This window comes from Leifsonia sp. KNZ12-8B, assembly GCF_056755495.1.
Genome location: NZ_JBPGXM010000088.1, coordinates 1 through 16687 on the forward strand (window position 1 = coordinate 1; position 16687 = coordinate 16687).

Sequence of the window (16687 nt, forward strand, 5' to 3'; positions counted from 1 at the left end):
AGATGTGTATAAGAGACAGCGTCAGGAGGGGCGGGTCAGCGGGCCGATCTCCGTGAGGAAGCGCGACGGCTGGCGGAGGACCGGGCGACCGGGCTGGGTGCCGCGTTCCGCCCAGCTGAGCGAGAGGCGGCGGCGGGCGCGGGTGATGCCGACGTACAGGAGGCGCCGCTCCTCGTCGATGGCGTCGAAGCCGGTGGCGTAGCTGATCGGGACGAGGCCCTCGCTCAGTCCGATCAGGTGCACGGACTCCCATTCGAGGCCCTTCGCCGCGTGCAGGGTCGCGAGCGTGACGGCCGAGAGCGTCGGCTCATGCTGGCCGGCCTGGCGGGCGAGCAGCTCGTCCGTGAAGCGGCGGAACGTCGTGCCGGGCGGCTGCTCGTCCACGAGCCGCATGATGGCGTTCAGCGACTCCCAGCGGTCGCGCACGGCGCCACGGCCCTCGGGAGGCTGCACCGACCAGCCGAGCGTGCGCAGCACGTCGCTGACCGACTTGAAGAGCGGCTCGTCCGTCGCCGCGACACTCGCCGCGCGCAGGGTCATGATCGCCTGGCGGACCTCCGGCAGATCGAAGAAGCGCTTCGAGCCGTGGATGCGGTAGCTGATGCCGAGGTCGCCGAGGGCCTGCTCCAGCGCGGCCGCCTGCACGTTCACGCGGTACAGCACCGCGATGTCCTCCGGCTTGGCGCCCGCGGCGAGCTCCGCGGCGATGCGCTGGGCGACGCCGCGCGCCTCCTCGCGGTCGTCCCCGTACGCGGTCGGCGCGGCGACCGGCGGGTACGACGGACGCGCGGCGTGCGGCGACGCCGCCGTTGCGTGTGACGGCGCCGCGGCTGCGTGTGACGGCGCGCCCGTTGCGTGCGACGACTCCGCCGTTGCGTGCGGCGGCGCCCCCGTTGCGTGCGAGGGCGCCCCCACGGCGTGCGCCTCCGCCGCGCGCAGCGTCAGCGCACCGGAGCGGCCGCGCATGAGGCGGTTGGCGACGTCGATGACGGCGGGCGTCGAGCGGTAGTTCTGCTCCAGGCGCACGACCGTCGCACCCGGGTGCTCGCGTTCGAAGTCCAGCAGGTACTGGCTGCGCGCCCCCGCGAACGAGTAGATCGTCTGGCTGGCGTCTCCGACGACGCACAGGTCCTTGCGGGTGCCGAGCCACAGCTGCAGGAGGCGGTGCTGGAGCGGCGAGACGTCCTGGTACTCGTCCACGACGAAGAAGCGGTACTGCTCGCGCACCTGCATGGCGACGGCCGGCTCCACCTCGATCATGCCGGCGCAGACGAGCAGGACGTCCTCGAAGTCGATCTGCTTGCGCTCGTCCTTGAGCTCCTCGTAGGCGCGGTGCAGGTCGACCAGCTGCTCGGGGCGCAGGTTCGACGGCACCGCACGCGAGCCGAGCGACGCCGCGTACTCGTCGATGCCGAGCCCGGAGACCTTGCGCCACTCGATCTCGGCGGCCACGTCGCGCAGCGTCGCCGTGTCCACCCGCAGGCCGAGCTTCTCCGCGGCGTGCCCGAGCACCCGGCCCTTGCCGTCGAGCACCGACGGCAGCTGGCCTCCGACGACCTGCGGCCAGAAGTAGTTGAGCTGCGCGAGCGCGGCGGCGTGGAACGTGCGGGCCGCGACACCGCCCGCGCCCAGCCTCCGCAGCCTCCCCCGCAGCTCGGCGGCCGCCCGGTTGGTGAACGTGAGCGCCATCACACGGTTGGGCGTGAACGCGCCGCTCGCGACGCCGTACGCGATCCGGTGCGTGATCGCCCTGGTCTTGCCGGTGCCGGCGCCGGCGAGGATGCAGACGGGACCGAACAGCGCCTCGGCCGCCACCCGCTGCTGCGGGTCGAGCCCGGCCAGCAGCGCCTCCGGCGTCGCGGCAGGCGTCGTCGGCGTCGTCGGCGTCCCGGCCATCGTCATCGGGCGGGAGGCTCGTCGAGCGAGCCGCCGTACCAGTCCTCGATCAGCGCGCGGGCGATGGACGAGCGGCCGGGCAGGATGATCTGGTCCCGCGCCTCCCACAGCTCGTCCCGGCTGAACCAGCGCAGGTCGAGGATCTCCTCGCCGTCCGGGTCGAGCGCGGCCGGCGCCTGGTCGTCGGCGAGCCGCGCAGTCATGCCGACCATCACGGAGGCCGGGAACGGCCACGGCTGCGACCCCTTGTACTGCGCGTCGACGACGCGGATGCCCGCCTCCTCGAAGATCTCGCGCTCGACGGCCGACTCGAACGACTCCCCCGGCTCGACGAACCCGGCGAGCAGCGAGTACCGCGAGTTCTCCCACATCGCGTTCGAGCCCAGCAGCAGCCGGTCGTCGGCGTCGAGCACGGTGACGATCACCGCGGGGTCGGTGCGCGGGAAGACCTCCGACCCGTCCTCGAAGCATCGGCGCACCCATCCGGCCTGCTCCACCACCGTCGGGGTGCCGCAGCGCGGGCAGTGCGTGTGCGAGGCGTGCCAGTTCGCGATGGCGAGCGCCTCGGTGAACAGGCCGGCGTCGCGGTCGCTCAGCGCGGTGGCGACCGTGCGCAGGTTGCCCCAGCGCGCCTCGTCCGGCTCGAGCTCCTGCGCGGCGGCGTCCGTCAGCACCTCCAGCACGACGGCGGTCCCGGCCGGCTCGCGGTCGGTCGCGACGAGGGTCCGGCCGAGGTAGACGCGCACGGTCGCGCTGGTGACCCGCTCCACCGGGAGCAGCTCCAGCTCGGCCGGTCCGGCGTCGGGCGCCGACCAGCCGTCGGAGGCCGGGGTCGCCGCGGCCACGCTCTCGGCCGTGAGCAGCGCCCTCCCCTTCCACAGCGCCAGCACGCGCGTGCCTGGCTCCGCCCACAGCTCGTCGAACAGCGCGGGACGGGTGCGGGCGGCGTGGTCGCGATCGACCGCGTGCCGCGACAGCGGAAGGGCGGCGAGCGGGAGGGCGACGGGAGGTGCGGACGACATCGAGATCCTTTCAAGGCGTGGCGGAACGGCCCACGCGGGGATGTCCATCTAGCCTATTGAGCATGGCCAGATCCCACTTCACTCTAGCCGCGCTGGCCACCTCGGCCGTCCCCGACCTGGCCGTCACCGGCTCCCGGTCGTACAGCTCGGAGGGAGCGGGCGACTACGACGCGGCCCTGCTGCAGACGGCGGACGGCGAGGCCGTCATCATCCGCGTCCCCACCACCCAGGCGGCCGAGAGCGAGCAGGGCGCCGACCTCGTCGCGCTGCGCGCGCTGACCACCGGCATCCGCAGCCGGCTCCCGTTCGACGTGCCGCACTACCGCGGCCAGGCGCCGATCGGCGGGACCAGGGCGATCGTCTACGACTTCCTCCCCGGGCACCACATCGCGGTCGAGGATGTGCCGCCGGGCGACGGGCTCGCCGGATCGATCGGGCACGCCATCGCGGCCATCCACCGCCTCCCCACCAACTTCGTCGGCGAGGCGGGGCTGCCGGTGCAGTCGGCCGCCGAATGCCTGACCGCCACGACGACGATCATCGAGTCGGCCGCGGCGACGGGCCTGCTGCCGACGGCCCTCCGCGACCGCTGGCGCGACGCGGTGGCCGACCACTCGCTGTGGCAGTTCCAGCCGACCGTGATCAACGGCTCGCTCACCGCCGACTCGTTCCTCGTCGAAGACGACTCCGTGACCGCCGTGCTCGGCTGGTCGGCGCTGCGCGTCGGCGACCCGGCCCGCGACCTGCACTGGCTGCTCGCGATGGCGCCCGAGGCGACGGACGGCGCGCTGGGCGCGTACGCCTCCACCCGCCAGGTCGCGACCGACCGCCAGTTCACCCAGCGCGCCATGCTGTACGCGGAGCTGGAGGTCGCCCGCTGGCTGCTGCACGGCCGCGAGGTCCGCGACCAGGGCATCGTCGACGACGCCGTGCAGATGCTCGACGGGCTGGTCGACCGCGTGCACAGCCAGTCGGTGACGCCGCTCTCGACCGCGACCGGGCCGATCATGGCGATCGACGACGTTGAGGCGATGCTCGACCGCACGCCCGGCGACCGCCTCCACGGCGCGCAGCACGACGGCCAGGGCGCAGGGCACGACGGCTACGGGCGCTCGGGCGGGCTGAAGCCGGTGGCCGAGGACCAGAGCGACCGCAGCTCCTCCTCGCTGTAGAGCCGTTCGGGCCGCACCACGCGGTCGTCGGCGACGAAGTAGAACACCGCGTCGATCCGCTCCGGGTCGACTCCGCTGTAGCGGGCGAACGCGAGGCGGTACAGCGCCAGCTGCAGCTGCTTGCGCTCGAGGTCGTCCGCGTCGCGCGGCGCCTTGCCGGTCTTCCAGTCGACGATCTGGTAGTCGTGCTCGCCGTCGTCGACGCGGTACACCGCGTCGAGCTTGCAGACGACGACCTGACCGGCGAGCGTGACGTGGATCTCCAGCTCGACCTGCTCGGGTCGGCGCCCCGCCCACTCGCTGTTCGCGAAGGTCTCCTGCAGCTCGGCGAGCCGCTCGGCCTCCAGCACCTCGCCCGCCGGGTCGTCGAGCTCGGCGGCGTGCGCGTCGAGCGCGTCGGCGGCTCCGGCGACCGTGCCGAACCGCTCCTCCACCCAGCGGTGGAACAGCGTGCCGAGCCGGGTCTGCCGGTACGGCCGTTCCGGCATCGGGCGGCGGAGCGAGGCGGCGACGCCGGCGGGGTCGCTCACGTAGTCCTTGAACCGCGACGCGGGGATGCGCGCCGGCAGCTCGACCAGGCCGGCGTCCGCGGCGCGCCTGGCACGCTCGGCGAGCAACAGGTCGAGGTCGCGGGCGTACACGCCGCCATCGCCGGCGCCGCGCTCGCGGGACGCGCGGACCGCGGCGGCGGCGGCTTCAACCCGGTGCCGGCGGGCGCCGAGCGGATCGAGCGGCCAGGTCAGCCGCTGCGCCGACAGGGCCAGCGGGTTCTCGTCCGGCTCGTCGCAGGCGGGCACGGCATCCTCCGGGAGGAGGCCGGCGGCCTGCAGCTCCAGCAGGTAGGCGCCGGGGCCGCGCGGCTTCGTCTGCGTCGACCAGTACGAGCCGGAGAGCAGGAGGCTGTCCCGCGCGCGCGTGACGGCCACGTAGATGAGGCGGCGCTGCTCGTCGAGGTGCCGGGCGACGTTCTCGGCCTTGAAGGCGGCGATCGCCTCGTCCACGTCCTTCTGGCACTCGGCGTTGCGCCACGACAGCACGGGCAGTTCGGCGGAGTCGCCGCGGAACTCGTTCGGCAGCTGGCCGAACGCGAGCCAGCCCGCGCTGCTCTGCGGCGGACCGGGCAGTTCGCCGTCGACCATCCTGGGCACCGCGACGACATCCCACTCCAGGCCCTTGGCGCCGTGGATGGTGAGCACCTGCACCGTGCCGGGTTCCGGGTCCTCGCTGCGCGGCGCCAGGTTGTCGCGCTGCTCCGCCTCCGCCAGCCAGGAGAGGAACGAGCCGAGCGTCGCCTGGTCGTCGCTCTGCAGGTAGGAGGCGACCTGCTCGGCGAAGGCGTCGAGGCTCGCCTGGCCGAGCTGCGCCGACTCGTTGGCGGCGACCTCGATGTCGAGCAGCAGCTCCTGCTGCACCAGCGTCACGAGGTCGAGCAGGTCGAGGCCGACCCGTGAGCGCAGCCGGTCGAGCAGGCGCCCGGCGTCGCGCATCCGCTCGAGGCCCGCTGCGCTGAGGTCGGCGAGCCGGCCGTGACCCTCCGGCGCCTCGGTGACGAAGTCGAGCGCGTCGACGAGCGAGGCGGACTCCTCCCCCGCCACCGACCGGCGCAACCGGTCGCGGACCGCGGGGTCGAGCTCCTGGAAGCGGTGATCACGCGCCGCGAGCCAGGAGGCGATGCTGCGCAGCGCGGCGATGTCCTTCGCGCCGATGCGCCAGCGCGCGCCGGTGAGCAGCCGGATCAGCTCCGACCCGGCGGTCGGGTCGTGCATGACGCGCAGGGCGCTCACCAGGTCGGCGACGACGGGCTGCTCCAGCAGTCCGCCCAGCCCGAGCACGTGGTACGGGATGTCGTGGCGGGCGAGCGCCGCGGTGAACACGTCGACCTTCTTGAGCGACCGGCACAGCAGCGCCGCGCTCGGCGGGCGGCCGGAGCCGCCGCGGGAGCCGCCCCCCGACAGGCGCCGCCCGAACCAGGTCGCCACGGCCTCCGCCTCGTCGGCGACGGTCTGCTCGAACGCGACGTCGAGCTCGCCCGCGGTCGCCCCTGGGCGCGGCTGCAGCAGGTCGACCTGCACCGGGGAGGTCGCCGAGAGCGGCGCCACCAGCGCGTTCGCCGCGTCGAGGACGCGGGTCGGATTGCGCCAGCTCGTACTGAGCGCGTACTCGGCGGCGCCGTCGCGCCGGCCGGTGAAGTCCTGTGCGAACCGGCCGAGGTTGGCCGCGCTCGCGCCGCGCCAGCCGTAGATCGACTGGTGCGGGTCGCCGACCGCCATGACCGCCTGGCCCGCGAACAGCGTCGACAGCAGCCTGGTCTGCACCACGGAGGTGTCCTGGTACTCGTCCAGCAGGACCACCCGGTACCGGTCGCGGTAGTCGGCGACGACCGCGGGGAGGCGCTCGACGATCGCGAGCGCGAGCGCGACCTGGTCCGAGTACTCGACGAACCCGCGGCGGCGCTTCTCGGCGTCGAAGGCCTGCGCGAGCTCCAGCAGCGGAGGGAGGGCGCCGACGGCGGCGACCGCCTTGCGGACGGACTCGTACACCTCCTTCACCCGGCTGTTGCCCACCGGCAGCTCGGGGAGGCGGACGAAGCGCTGCACCATGCGCTCCACCTCCTGCGCCTCCACGACGTTCTCGCTGAGCGCGCGGCTGAGCGCCAGGACCGCGCTCGTCACGGCGTCGACACCCCGGTCGAGCTCGACCAGGCGCTCGTCGGTGCTCGCGACGACCAGCCGCCGCGCGAGCTGCCAGGCCGACGCCTCCCCCAGCACCGCCGACTCCGGCTCGCGCCCGATCAGCAGCGCGTTCTCGCGGAAGATTGCGTTGGCGAAGGCGTTGTAGGTGGCGACCTCCGGCGACTCGAACGGGTCGAACTCGACGTCGGTGAGCCCGGAGGCGACCAGCTGCTCGATGCGCACCCGGATGCGCGCCGCGAGCTCGCCCGCCGCCTTGCGCGTGAACGTCAGGCCGAGGATCTCCGGCACCCGGACGTGGCCGTTCGCCAGCAGCCAGACGACGCGGTTCGCCATCGTCTCGGTCTTGCCGCTGCCGGCGCCCGCGACGACGATCGCCGGCGCGAGCGGCGCCTCGATGACCGCCTGCTGCTGCGCCGTCGGGCTCGGCAGCCCGAGCGCCTCCGCGATCTCGACAGCGGAGAGGGCGCGGGCCGGGCGCTGCTCGGCGGGCTCCTCCGGCTCGGCCAGCGAGAACGCCTGCTCGACCAGGTCGAGGCCGCCGTCGACCAGCGGGGTCTGCTCGGCCGCCCACTCCAGGACGTCGTCGTCGTTCATGCGCTCACCGCCGGGACGAGATGGATGCGGTACTCATAACGGCCGTGGGGGTCGCGTTCGCCCAGGTCGACGACGCCGGCGAAGGTCGCAGCGGCCATGCCCTCGGCGGCAGCGGCCACCCGCTCCTTCAGGCGTTCGAGGCCGTCGGAATGGACCCGCTCCTGCACGACCTCCCGGTAGCGCTTGCCGCGGACGCCCTTCGCCACGAAGAGCAGCTTCGCGCCTCCGGAGGGCAGCCCCTCGGCCGTGGCGATCGCGCCGTGCTCCATCGCCAGCTGGTAGGCGCCGAGCTGGGCGTGGGCGGCGGCCTCCGCGGCGCTGGGCGTGCGGTTGCCGGTCTTGAGGTCGACGATCACGACCGTGCCGTCTGACGTGCGCTCCACCCGGTCGATGGTGCCGCGGACGAGCGCGCGGCCCACCCGCAGCTCGAACTCGCCCTCGGAGCCCAGCAGCTCGCCCCCGGCCCGCTCGAAGTCGCGCAGGTACTCCGACACGCCCTCGGTCAGCGTGCGCGTGCGGCGCCGCTCCTTCTCCTCCAGCCAGGGCGACTCGAAGGTCAGCTCGCTCCAGCGGCGCTCGATGCCGCCCCACAGCCGCTCCACGCTGAGGTCGCCGTCGTCGCTCGTGCTCGCCTCCTCCATGACCGCGTGCACCACCGTTCCGATGCCGGCCGCCAGACCGCTCGGGGAGGCGGCCATCGCGTCGACGAACCAGGCGAGCGGCGACTTCTCGAAGGTCTCCAGCCGCGAGGGCGAGACGCGCACCACCGCCTCCTCGTCGCCGTCGAGATCGACCAGCGGCTCGGTGGTGGAGGGCTCCAGGAGGCCGTACCACTGGTCGGGATCGGCGCCCTCCACCTCGGCGTCGGCGAGCCGCGCGAGCGCCGCGGCCGCGTCCGGCGCGCCGGTCGTCACGAGCCGGCGGCGCAGCCTGCCGACCATGCCGCGCAGCGACAGCGGCGGGAGGCTCTCGTCCGTGTCGTCCACGGCGATGCCCGCGGCGAGGCGGAGGAACGGCGACGGCTGCTCGTCGTCGTTGGCGGTCGCAGTCAGCAGCACCTGGCCGCGGGCGCGCGACACGGCGAGGGCGAACATCCGCAGCTCGTCGCCGAGCACCTCCGCCCGCGCATCCTCGGTGGCGGTCTCACGGCCGGCCACGGCGTCGGCGAGCTGCTGGGGGTGCAGCAGGGAGCCGCGCAAGCGGAGGTTCGGCCACACGCTCTCCTGGAGGCCCGCGACGGCGACGACCTCGAACTCCCTGCCGACCGTGGCGCTGGGCGTGCACACGAGCACCGCGTCGCCGGCGGTCTGCGCCGCGAGCGTGTCCTCCGGCACCTCGGCGCCGAGCAGCTCGACCACGAAGTCGGAGGCCGGGCGCTCCGGGTACCGCTCGACGAAGCGGCGGGCGGCGGTGAACAGCGCGACGACGCCGTCGAGGTGCCGGTCGGCCTCGTCGGCGACGATGCCGCTGCGCTCGGACTGCTCCAGCCAGCGCTTGGCGAGGCCGCTGCGCTCCCAGGCGTGCCAGAGCAGCTCCTCGATCGTGGCGCCCTGGGCCGCCTTCTCGCGGCCGCCGCGCAGCGTCTCGGCCAGCCGGGCGGCACGACGCGCCGGGGACGCGTCGATCGTGGCGAGGTGCGCGGGGTTCTGCAGGGCCTCCACCAGCAGCTCGTCGCCCGGCCGGTTGCCGTCGCCGGCGAGCTCCTCCTGGCGCAGCGCGAGCCGGAGCCGGCGCAGGCTGACCCCGTCGAGGCCGCCGAACGGGCCGAGCAGCAGCTCGGTGGCGACGGCGGGGGTCAGCTCGACCGCGTCGAGCTCGGCGCCGACCAGCGTGATCAGCTGCCGGGCGGCGTAGTCGTCGCGCAGCGCGCGGCCGGCGACGCTCGTCTTGGTGGGCACCTCGGCGACGGCCAGCGCCCTCGCGAGGCCCGGGACGTGGGCGCCCGAGCGGACGACGACCGCCATGGCGCTCCACGGCACGCCGTCGAGCAGGTGCCGCTCACGCAGCCGGCGCGCGAGCCGGGCCGCCTCCGCGGGCGCCGACGACGCCTCGATGCGCACCACCTCGGCGCGCTGCACAGGAGCGGCGGCGGGATCGGCGGCGGGGTCGGCGGCGGCGTCGGACTCCGGCGCCTCCCTGCCCGCCGCCGCGAGCCGCTGCACGCCGGCGGCCGCGGTGCCGATGCGCTCGGTGACGCGGCTGGTCAGTTCCCGCAATGCAGGCGTCTGGCGGTGTGCGGTCGACAGGACGATGCGTGTCACCGGGACCCCGAGCCGCGACTCCAGCTGCCCGAGCGCCGTCGCCTCCGCGCCGCGGAAGGTGGTCGCCGCGACGTCGGGGTCGCCGAACGCGACGACGGCGACGCCGCGGGCCGCGAGGGCGCGCAGCAGCGCGACCGTGGCCACCGTGGCCTCCTGCAGATCGTCGACGAACACCGCGCGCAGCCGGTCGAGCGAGCTGCCATCGCGGACGACGGCCACCGCCGACGCGATCAGCTCGGCCGAGTCGACGAAGCCGCCGCGGTAGCTGTCGACGACCCCCTGGTACTCGGCCAGGAAACGCGCGGCGGTCCGCCACTCGTCGTGCCCCGTCATCGCGCCCAGCTCGGAGAGGCGCGACGGCGTCAGCCCCTGCTCGGCGCAGCGTGCCATGAGCTCGCGCAGCTCGGTCCGGAAGCCGCGCAGCGCGCGCACCTCCGGCACCAGCGGGTCTGGCCAGTGCGGGCCGGTGCCGTCCTCCAGGTGCCCGGCGAGCAGCTCGGCGATGATCTGATCCTGCTCGCCTCCGGTCAGCAGCCGCGGCGGCTCGTCGCCCAGCCGCCGCGCGCGCTCGCCGACGAGCTGGAAGGCGAGGGAGGTCGCGGTGCGCGCCAGCGGACCGTTCGTCGGCACGTCGAGGCGCAGCGCGATGCGGTCGCGCAGGGCGGTCGCCGCGGCGCGGGAGGCGCTCAGCGCGAGCACCTCGCCCGTCGCGTAGCCGCGCACCAGCACCCGCTCGGCCAGCGCCTCCACCAGGGTCGTGGTCTTGCCCGTGCCCGGCGCGCCGAAGACGGCGGCCGACGCGCCGTCGGGCAGCGTCAGCACGTCGAGCTGGGAGTCGTCGAGCGCCTCCGCGCCGAGCGGGCCGGCCGTCGCAGCGCCGCCGGCGGCACGGGGACGGAAGCCTCTGGTGGTCATGCCTCTCACGCTAACGGCGTCCGCCGACAGAGAACGCGAGCCGGGCCGCGAGCCGTCTGCCGGTAGTCTGAACTCACCCAGCCGGTCCGTTCTGAAAGGCACCTACGTGGAGATCCGCATCGGAATCGTCAACGCCCCCCGCGAGCTCAGCTTCGAGTCGAGCCAGTCGCCCGACGAGCTGACCGAGCAGGTGCAGAACGCCGTCACGAGCGGCACCGGCTTCCTGCGGCTGAGCGACGACAAGGGGCGGGTCTACATCGTCCCGACCGCCGGCGTCGCGTACGTCGAGGTGGGTCCGGAGGAGTCGCGCCGCATCGGCTTCGTCGGCTAGATTCGCGGCGATGGAACTGCTCTTCGTCGCGCTCGCCGGCGCCGTCCTCGGTCTCGGCGCCCGCTATCTGCTCCCCCGCCGGCACACGCACGGCTCCGTCCTGATCCCCGCGCTCGGCGTCGCCGTGGCGTGCGTCCTCTGGGTCGCGCTCACCTGGGCGGGCCTGAAGTGGGACGGCGGCTGGATCTGGTGGCTGACCCTCGTCGGCACCGCGGTCGTCGTCGCCGGGGCCGACCTGCTGATCGGCCGCGCCCGCACCGTCTCCGACGAGCGCCTCCTGAACTCCCTGATGAAGGGCGCCGTCGCGCGCTGACGCTCCGCCGAGTCGTGACTCGGTGCGGCTTTCCCCGCCCACACGTGACATGAGGTCACGACTCGGCGCGGGAACCCGCATCGTGTCACGACTCGGCGCGGGTGCGCGCTACGCGGTCAGGCCCAGGGCGTCCATGCGGCGCGTGTGGGCCGCGATCAGCTCGGTGAAGATCGGCTCGATCCGCTCCTCGTCCGTCACCCGGTTGCCGGAGAGGTGGAGGGCCGACCGCGCCACCAGCAGCGTGTCGCCCACCAGCCGCCTGCCCCACATCGCGAGCCGCGACGACAGCGTCGGGTCGGCCTCGATCTCGCCGCGGAGCACGCTCAGCATGCCCTCCTGACCGGAGTCCGAGCCGAGCAGCTGCGCCACCCGCGGCCCGATGTCGCCGGGCAGGCCGGCCGCGAGCCGGATGAAGAAGTCGTCGAGCAGCCCGCCGGCGACCAGCGCGGCGAGCAGCGTCTCGCGCCAGTCCGCGCCGACCAGCACCGCGCCGAAGCCCTCGATCTCATCGGCGAACGGCCGCATCGCCTCCGCCGGGTCGTCGCCGCGGCGCCGGATCTCGGCCGCGATGCCCTGGTGCTTCGACAGCGCATGGCCGGCGGCGGCCGCCACGAGCTCGGCGGCCGGCAGCGCGCTCACCTCGGCCGCGACGCGCGACAGCGTGCGGAACTGCTCCAGCTGGAGGTACGCCGCCTGCCCCAGGTACGGCAGCAGGTCCGGCATCACCTCGTGCAGGTCGATGCGCACCGCCGGGGCCTTCTGGGCACGCGGTGAAAGACGGGGAAGCTCGACGGCCGGGCGTCGCCGCGTGAACCAGGTTGACACGTACAGCAGTGTATCGGGAGCCGTCCAGTAGGCTGGTGACGCCGTCGGCGCAGGATCGACGGCCCTACGCCTGCGCGGAAGAACAGGGCGTAGACCCTCCGAACCGACCGACAGGCATACTTTTGACTTTCTCCGAACTCAATATCGACCAGGACATGGTGGAGGCGCTGGCCGCCAAGGGCATCACCGAGCCGTTCCCCATCCAGACCCAGACCATCCCGCTCGCGCTCTCCGGCCAGGACATCATCGGCCAGGCGAAGACCGGAACGGGCAAGACCCTCGGCTTCGGCCTCCCGCTGATCCAGCGCCTCGGCCTCGACCCGGAGCCCGGCGTGCAGGCGCTCGTCGTGGTGCCGACCCGCGAGCTCGCCATCCAGGTCTTCGAGGACCTCGAGCAGGCCACCTCCAACCGCCCCACCTCCGTCGCCGCCATCTACGGCGGCAAGGCGTACGAGGGCCAGATCGCGCAGCTCAAGGCGGGCGCGCAGATCGTGGTCGGCACGCCCGGCCGACTGCTCGACCTCGCCGGCCAGCGCCTGCTGAACCTCGGCAACGTGCGCGAGATGGTGCTCGACGAGGCCGACAAGATGCTCGACCTCGGCTTCCTCTCCGACATCGAGAAGCTGTTCGCGCAGACGCCGGCCACCCGCCACACCATGCTGTTCTCGGCGACGATGCCCGGCCCGATCGTCGCGCTGGCCCGCCGGTTCATGACCCGGCCCATCCACATCCGCGCCACCGACCCCGACGAGGGCCAGGTGCAGGCGAACATCAAGCACGTCATCTACCGCGCGCACTCGCTCGACAAGGACGAGGTCATCGCCCGCATCCTGCAGGCCGATGGCCGCGGCAAGACCGTCATCTTCACCCGCACCAAGCGCGCGGCGGCGAAGCTCATGGAGGAGCTCAACGACCGCGGCTTCAACGCCGCGGCGGTGCACGGCGACCTCAACCAGGAGCAGCGCGAGCGCGCCATGGCGGCCTTCAAGGCCGGCAAGAAGGACATCCTCATCGCCACCGACGTCGCGGCCCGCGGCATCGACGTCGACGACGTGACGCACGTGATCAACCACACCATCCCGGACGACGAGAAGACCTACTTGCACCGGGCGGGCCGCACCGGCCGCGCCGGCAAGACGGGCATCGCGGTGACCTTCGTCGACTGGGAGGACCTGCACAAGTGGGCGCTCATCAACAAGGCGCTCGACTTCGGCCAGCCCGAGCCGACCGAGACCTACTCGTCGTCGCCGCACCTCTACACCGACCTCGACATCCCGCAGGGCGTCCGCGGGCGGCTCAAGCCGACCCCGGCCGTGAAGGCGGACGCGGGCTCGCGTGAGGGCGGGCGCCGCTCCTCCACCGGGCCGCGCGAGGGCCGCGCAGAGGGCCAGGGCCAGGGCGGCGAGAGCGGCGAGGGAGGCGAGGGCTCGAGCAGCCGCCGGCGCCGTCGCCGCCGCAGCGGTGGCGAGGGCTCGGCGCCGTCCGGCGAGGCGACCTCCGGCGAGGCCGCGGCCGCTCCGGCCGAGGCCGGCGAGCAGCAGACCGCGACCGGCACGCACGACGGCGGCGGCGCGCAGCACCGCGACGGCAACAGCGCTCCGCGGCGTCGTCGTCGCCGGTCGCGCGGCGGCGCGGGTGCGGGCGCGGGCGCCCCGGCGACACCCGCGAGCTGAGCGGCTCCACGACGATCCATGACGGCCCGCCGGCGACGCCGGGCCGTCATGCTGCCCGGCGCGGCCTCCTCGGTACCGTTCTCAGTACCAGTTGTGCCCGAGGTGGAACGACCAGGCGGAGCACGGCGAGCCGTACCGCCCGGCGATGTACGTGAGCCCCCACTCGATCTGGGTGGCGGCGTTGGTGCGCCAGTCGGCGCCCGCCGACGCCATCTTGCTGCCCGGCAGCGCCTGCGGGATGCCGTACGCGCCGCTGGAGGTGTTGTAGGCGTCGGCGCGCCAGCTCGACTCCTTGGTCCACAGCTTGATCAGGCAGCCCATCTGGTCGCCGCCCCAGCCGTAGGCGCCGATCCGGCTCGCGGCGTACGCCTGCGCCCCGGCCGGGTCGACGACGACGCCGGGAGGCGGAGGCGCGGTGCTGTCGGCGCCGCCCCCGGCGTTCGCGGCCTCCTCCTGCTCCTGCTGCTGCTGCTCCTGCTGCTGCTGCGCCTGCCGGGCGGCCTCCTCGCGCGCCTTGCGGAGGGCCTCCCCCTCGGCGTAGGCCCGCTCGACCGACGCTTCGGTGTTCTTCAGCGTGGCGAGCTGCGCGTACAGCGTGTCGGCGCGGGTCTGCTGCTCGGCGACGGAGGCGTCGGCGGCCTCCTTCGCGGCCTCCGCCTGGTCCGACGCCTTCTGCGCGTCCCGGGCGAGCCGGTCGCGCTCCTTCTGGGCCACGGCGGCCTGGTCGCTGAGCGCGGCGGCGACGTTCTTCTGCGCGGTCGCACGGGCGAACAGCGAGCTGGAGCGGTCGGCGAGCTTCGAGACGGTGCCCAGCTGGTAGAGCAGCCCGTCGGACGACGCGGCGCTCCCGCTGAGGAAGAGCCGCAGCGAGACGTCGGACGCGCCGGAGCGGGTCAGCTGCGCCGCCAGCCGGCCGCTCTGCGCCTTCAGCTCATCCGCCTCCTGGGCCGCCTGGGCCGCCTGCTGCCCGAGGCCCGCCGCCTTCTGCGTCGCGGTGTCGAGGGCCGTCCGCGCAGCGCCGAACTCGGCCGCCCGCTTCACGGCGAGGTCGCCGGCGGCGGCCGCGGCGGTCTGCAGCTGGGCGAGGAGGCCGTTGATCCGGCTCACCTGCGCCTGCGCGGCGGCGGAATTCGCCTTGGCGGCCTGGACCTCGTCCCACGAGGGGTACGTGTCCGCGCGCGCCGGCCCTCCCGCCGACACCAGCGCGGCGGTGAGCGCGACGGCCGCGGCGGCGCCGGTCCAGAGTCGTCTCACCCGTCCAGGCTAGGGCAGGTCGGCCGAGGGCCAGGGAGGCTGCGGGGCCGGTCGCCGGGCCGGCCGTACCGGCCGCTCAGTACCAGTTGGGGTCGTGGCTCATCTCGAACGCCCACGCCGCGCACGGCGACCCGTACGCCCTGTTGATGTAGTCCAGGCCCCAGTTCACCTGGGTGTTCTGGTTCGTCATCCAGTCGGCCCCTGCGGTCGCCATCTTGCTCGCGGGGAGCGACTGCGGGATCCCGTACGCGCCGCTGGAGGTGTTGTACGCGTCGGCCCGCCAGCCCGACTCGTGGTTCCACAGCTTGATGAGGCAGCCCATCTGGTCCTGACCCCAGCCGAATGCGGCGAGCCGGCTGGAGGCGTACGCCTGCGCACCCGCCGGGTCGACCACCATTCCGGGCGGAGGCGCGAAGCCGTCGGCCCCGCCGCCCGAGTTGGCCGCCTCCGCGGCCGCCTGCGCCGCCGCCACCCCGGCCGCGTACTGCTGCTCCACCGACGCGGCGGTGTTCTTGAGCGAGGCCAGCTGCGCGTACAGCGTGTTCGCGTGCTTCTTCTGGTCGGCGAGCTGGGCGTCGGCCGCCTTCTTCGCGGCGTTCGCCGCAGCGAGGGCCGCCTTCGCCTGCTCGGCGAGCCCGTCGCGGACCTTCTGGGCCTCCGCGGCCTGCGCGCTGAGGGAGGCCGCGGTGTTCTTCTGCGCGTTCGCCTGCGCATAGAGGGTGCTCGCCTGGTCGGCCAGCTTCGACATCGCGCCGAGCTGGTAGAGCAGGGAGTCGGACCGCTTCGCGTCGGGGCTGAGGAACAGCCGCAGCGACACCGAGGAGCTGCCGCCGCGCGCGAGCTGCTCGGCGAGCCTGCCGCTCTGCTGCTTCAGCTCGTCGGCCTTCTCGGTGGCCTGCTGCGCCTTCTGCGCGAGGTCGGCGGACTTCTCGGTCGCCGCCTGCAGCGCCGCCTCCGCCTGGCCGTACTCGCCGAGCCGCTTGACCGCGAGATCCCCCGCCGCGTCTGCCGCCGTCTGGAGGCCCTGCAGCAGCCCGTTGATGCGATCCACCTCGCCCTGCGCCGCCGCCGCGTTCGCCTTCGCCGCCTGCACCTCGTCCCAGGAGGGGTAGCCGTCCGCGAGGGCGGGGGCCGCACCTCCCGCGATCGTCAGGACGGCGGCCAGGACGACCGCCGCCGCCGTTGCTCGCCCGTTCCGTGTCACCCGATCAGGCTACGGGCAGGTCGTCAGGAGGCGTAGAAAGGCGCCGCGCCTGTCGCTTCTTCGATCATCCGGTCGACCACGGCCGGATCCGTCGTGTTCTCGCCGAGCCGGTTCGGCTTGCCGGCGCCGTGGTAGTCGCTGGAGCCGGTGATCGCGAGGCCGAACTCCCTCGCGAGCTCGCGCAGCCGCTCCTTGCCGTCCTCGAGGTTCTCGCGATGGTCGATCTCGAGGCCGAACAGCCCGGCGTCGACCAGGCGCTTGAGCCGGTCGCGCGGGATCACCCGGCCGCGGCCTCCCGTCGCAGGATGGGCCAGCACCGGGATGCCGCCCGCCTCGCGGATCAGCCGCACGCCGGTGAGGGGCTCCGGCGCGTAGTGCGGCTGGAAGTAGCCGCTGCGCCAGTGCAGGATGCCGGCGAAGGCGGCGCTGCGGTGGCGCGCGCGCCCCCCCGCGCCGCGCGCCAGCGCGGGGTGGGGGGGGGCCCCGCGGCCCCCCCCCCGCGCCCGCCCCCGCACCACGGGCCCCGGGCGGGGG

Annotated in this window: 12 protein-coding genes; 4 read left to right on the plus strand and 8 right to left on the minus strand. The window is 74.2% G+C overall.

What is annotated here, in order from left to right:
* Positions 1-21: 21 nt before the first annotated feature.
* Together ACR9ZG_RS12955 and nudC are read right to left on the minus strand one after the other, a co-directional pair.
* A complete protein-coding gene (locus ACR9ZG_RS12955; protein ID WP_481285257.1) occupies positions 22-1902 on the minus strand; it encodes an ATP-dependent helicase in 1881 nt (626 codons plus the stop codon).
* On the minus strand, positions 1899-2918 hold the full coding sequence (gene nudC / locus ACR9ZG_RS12960; RefSeq protein ID WP_481285258.1) for an NAD(+) diphosphatase: 1020 nt from the start codon (positions 2916-2918) through the stop codon (positions 1899-1901). Before nudC ends, ACR9ZG_RS12955 begins: the two co-directional genes overlap by 4 nt.
* A gap of 62 nt (positions 2919-2980) precedes the next feature.
* On the opposite strand from nudC, the gene ACR9ZG_RS12965 reads away from it, so the two are divergent.
* Positions 2981-4090, plus strand: a complete 1110-nt coding sequence (locus ACR9ZG_RS12965) for a phosphotransferase (RefSeq protein WP_481285259.1) — start codon at positions 2981-2983, stop codon at positions 4088-4090.
* On the opposite strand, the gene ACR9ZG_RS12970 is transcribed toward ACR9ZG_RS12965, so the two are convergent.
* Both ACR9ZG_RS12970 and ACR9ZG_RS12975 read right to left on the minus strand, forming a co-directional pair.
* Positions 4021-7377: a UvrD-helicase domain-containing protein gene (locus ACR9ZG_RS12970; RefSeq protein WP_481285260.1), complete on the minus strand. Its 3357-nt coding sequence runs from the start codon at positions 7375-7377 to the stop codon at positions 4021-4023. The two genes, ACR9ZG_RS12965 and ACR9ZG_RS12970, sit on opposite strands and share 70 nt — an antisense overlap.
* Positions 7374-10553, minus strand: a complete 3180-nt coding sequence (locus ACR9ZG_RS12975; protein ID WP_481285261.1) for a PD-(D/E)XK nuclease family protein — start codon at positions 10551-10553, stop codon at positions 7374-7376. The genes ACR9ZG_RS12970 and ACR9ZG_RS12975 overlap by 4 nt, the downstream gene beginning before the upstream one ends.
* A 106-nt stretch (positions 10554-10659) precedes the next feature.
* On the opposite strand from ACR9ZG_RS12975, the gene ACR9ZG_RS12980 reads away from it, so the two are divergent.
* A complete protein-coding gene (locus ACR9ZG_RS12980) occupies positions 10660-10884 on the plus strand; it encodes a DUF3107 domain-containing protein (RefSeq protein ID WP_481285262.1) in 225 nt (74 codons plus the stop codon).
* Between the two features lie 10 nt (positions 10885-10894).
* The gene (locus ACR9ZG_RS12985; RefSeq protein ID WP_481285263.1) at positions 10895-11197 is read left to right on the plus strand and encodes a hypothetical protein; all 303 of its coding nucleotides are present in this window, start codon (positions 10895-10897) and stop codon (positions 11195-11197) included.
* Between the two features lie 108 nt (positions 11198-11305).
* Here the strand turns inward: ACR9ZG_RS12985 and ACR9ZG_RS12990 are convergent, their stop codons facing one another.
* Positions 11306-12022 carry a ferritin-like fold-containing protein gene (locus ACR9ZG_RS12990; RefSeq protein WP_481285264.1) on the minus strand — a complete coding sequence of 239 codons (717 nt, stop codon included), beginning with the start codon at positions 12020-12022 and terminating at the stop codon, positions 11306-11308.
* Between the two features lie 122 nt (positions 12023-12144).
* Here ACR9ZG_RS12990 and ACR9ZG_RS12995 point away from each other — a divergent pair, with 122 nt between their 5' ends.
* Positions 12145-13695 (plus strand): DEAD/DEAH box helicase, encoded by a 1551-nt coding sequence (locus tag ACR9ZG_RS12995; RefSeq protein WP_481285265.1) that lies wholly within the window; start codon positions 12145-12147, stop codon positions 13693-13695.
* 81 nt (positions 13696-13776) lie between these two features.
* Here the strand turns inward: ACR9ZG_RS12995 and ACR9ZG_RS13000 are convergent, their stop codons facing one another.
* The 3 genes from ACR9ZG_RS13000 to ACR9ZG_RS13010 all read right to left on the minus strand — a co-directional run.
* Positions 13777-14949, minus strand: coding sequence for an aggregation-promoting factor C-terminal-like domain-containing protein (locus ACR9ZG_RS13000; RefSeq protein ID WP_481285266.1), 1173 nt, complete (start codon positions 14947-14949; stop codon positions 13777-13779).
* Between the two features lie 76 nt (positions 14950-15025).
* Positions 15026-16153, minus strand: a complete 1128-nt coding sequence (locus ACR9ZG_RS13005; protein ID WP_481285267.1) for an aggregation-promoting factor C-terminal-like domain-containing protein — start codon at positions 16151-16153, stop codon at positions 15026-15028.
* Positions 16154-16176: 23 nt separating this feature from the next.
* Positions 16177-16687 (minus strand): PHP domain-containing protein (locus ACR9ZG_RS13010; protein ID WP_481285268.1); only part of this gene is annotated, 511 nt, incomplete at its 5' end.

Coding starts and splice junctions, on each gene's coding strand:
- ACR9ZG_RS12965 (WP_481285259.1), top strand. CDS start 2,981: ATGGCCAGATCCCACTTCACTCTAGCCGCGCTGGCCACCTCGGCCGTC.
- ACR9ZG_RS12955 (WP_481285257.1), bottom strand. CDS start 1,902: ATGACGATGGCCGGGACGCCGACGACGCCGACGACGCCTGCCGCGACG.
- ACR9ZG_RS12970 (WP_481285260.1), bottom strand. CDS start 7,377: ATGAACGACGACGACGTCCTGGAGTGGGCGGCCGAGCAGACCCCGCTG.
- ACR9ZG_RS12985 (WP_481285263.1), top strand. CDS start 10,895: ATGGAACTGCTCTTCGTCGCGCTCGCCGGCGCCGTCCTCGGTCTCGGC.
- nudC (WP_481285258.1), bottom strand. CDS start 2,918: ATGTCGTCCGCACCTCCCGTCGCCCTCCCGCTCGCCGCCCTTCCGCTG.
- ACR9ZG_RS12975 (WP_481285261.1), bottom strand. CDS start 10,553: ATGACCACCAGAGGCTTCCGTCCCCGTGCCGCCGGCGGCGCTGCGACG.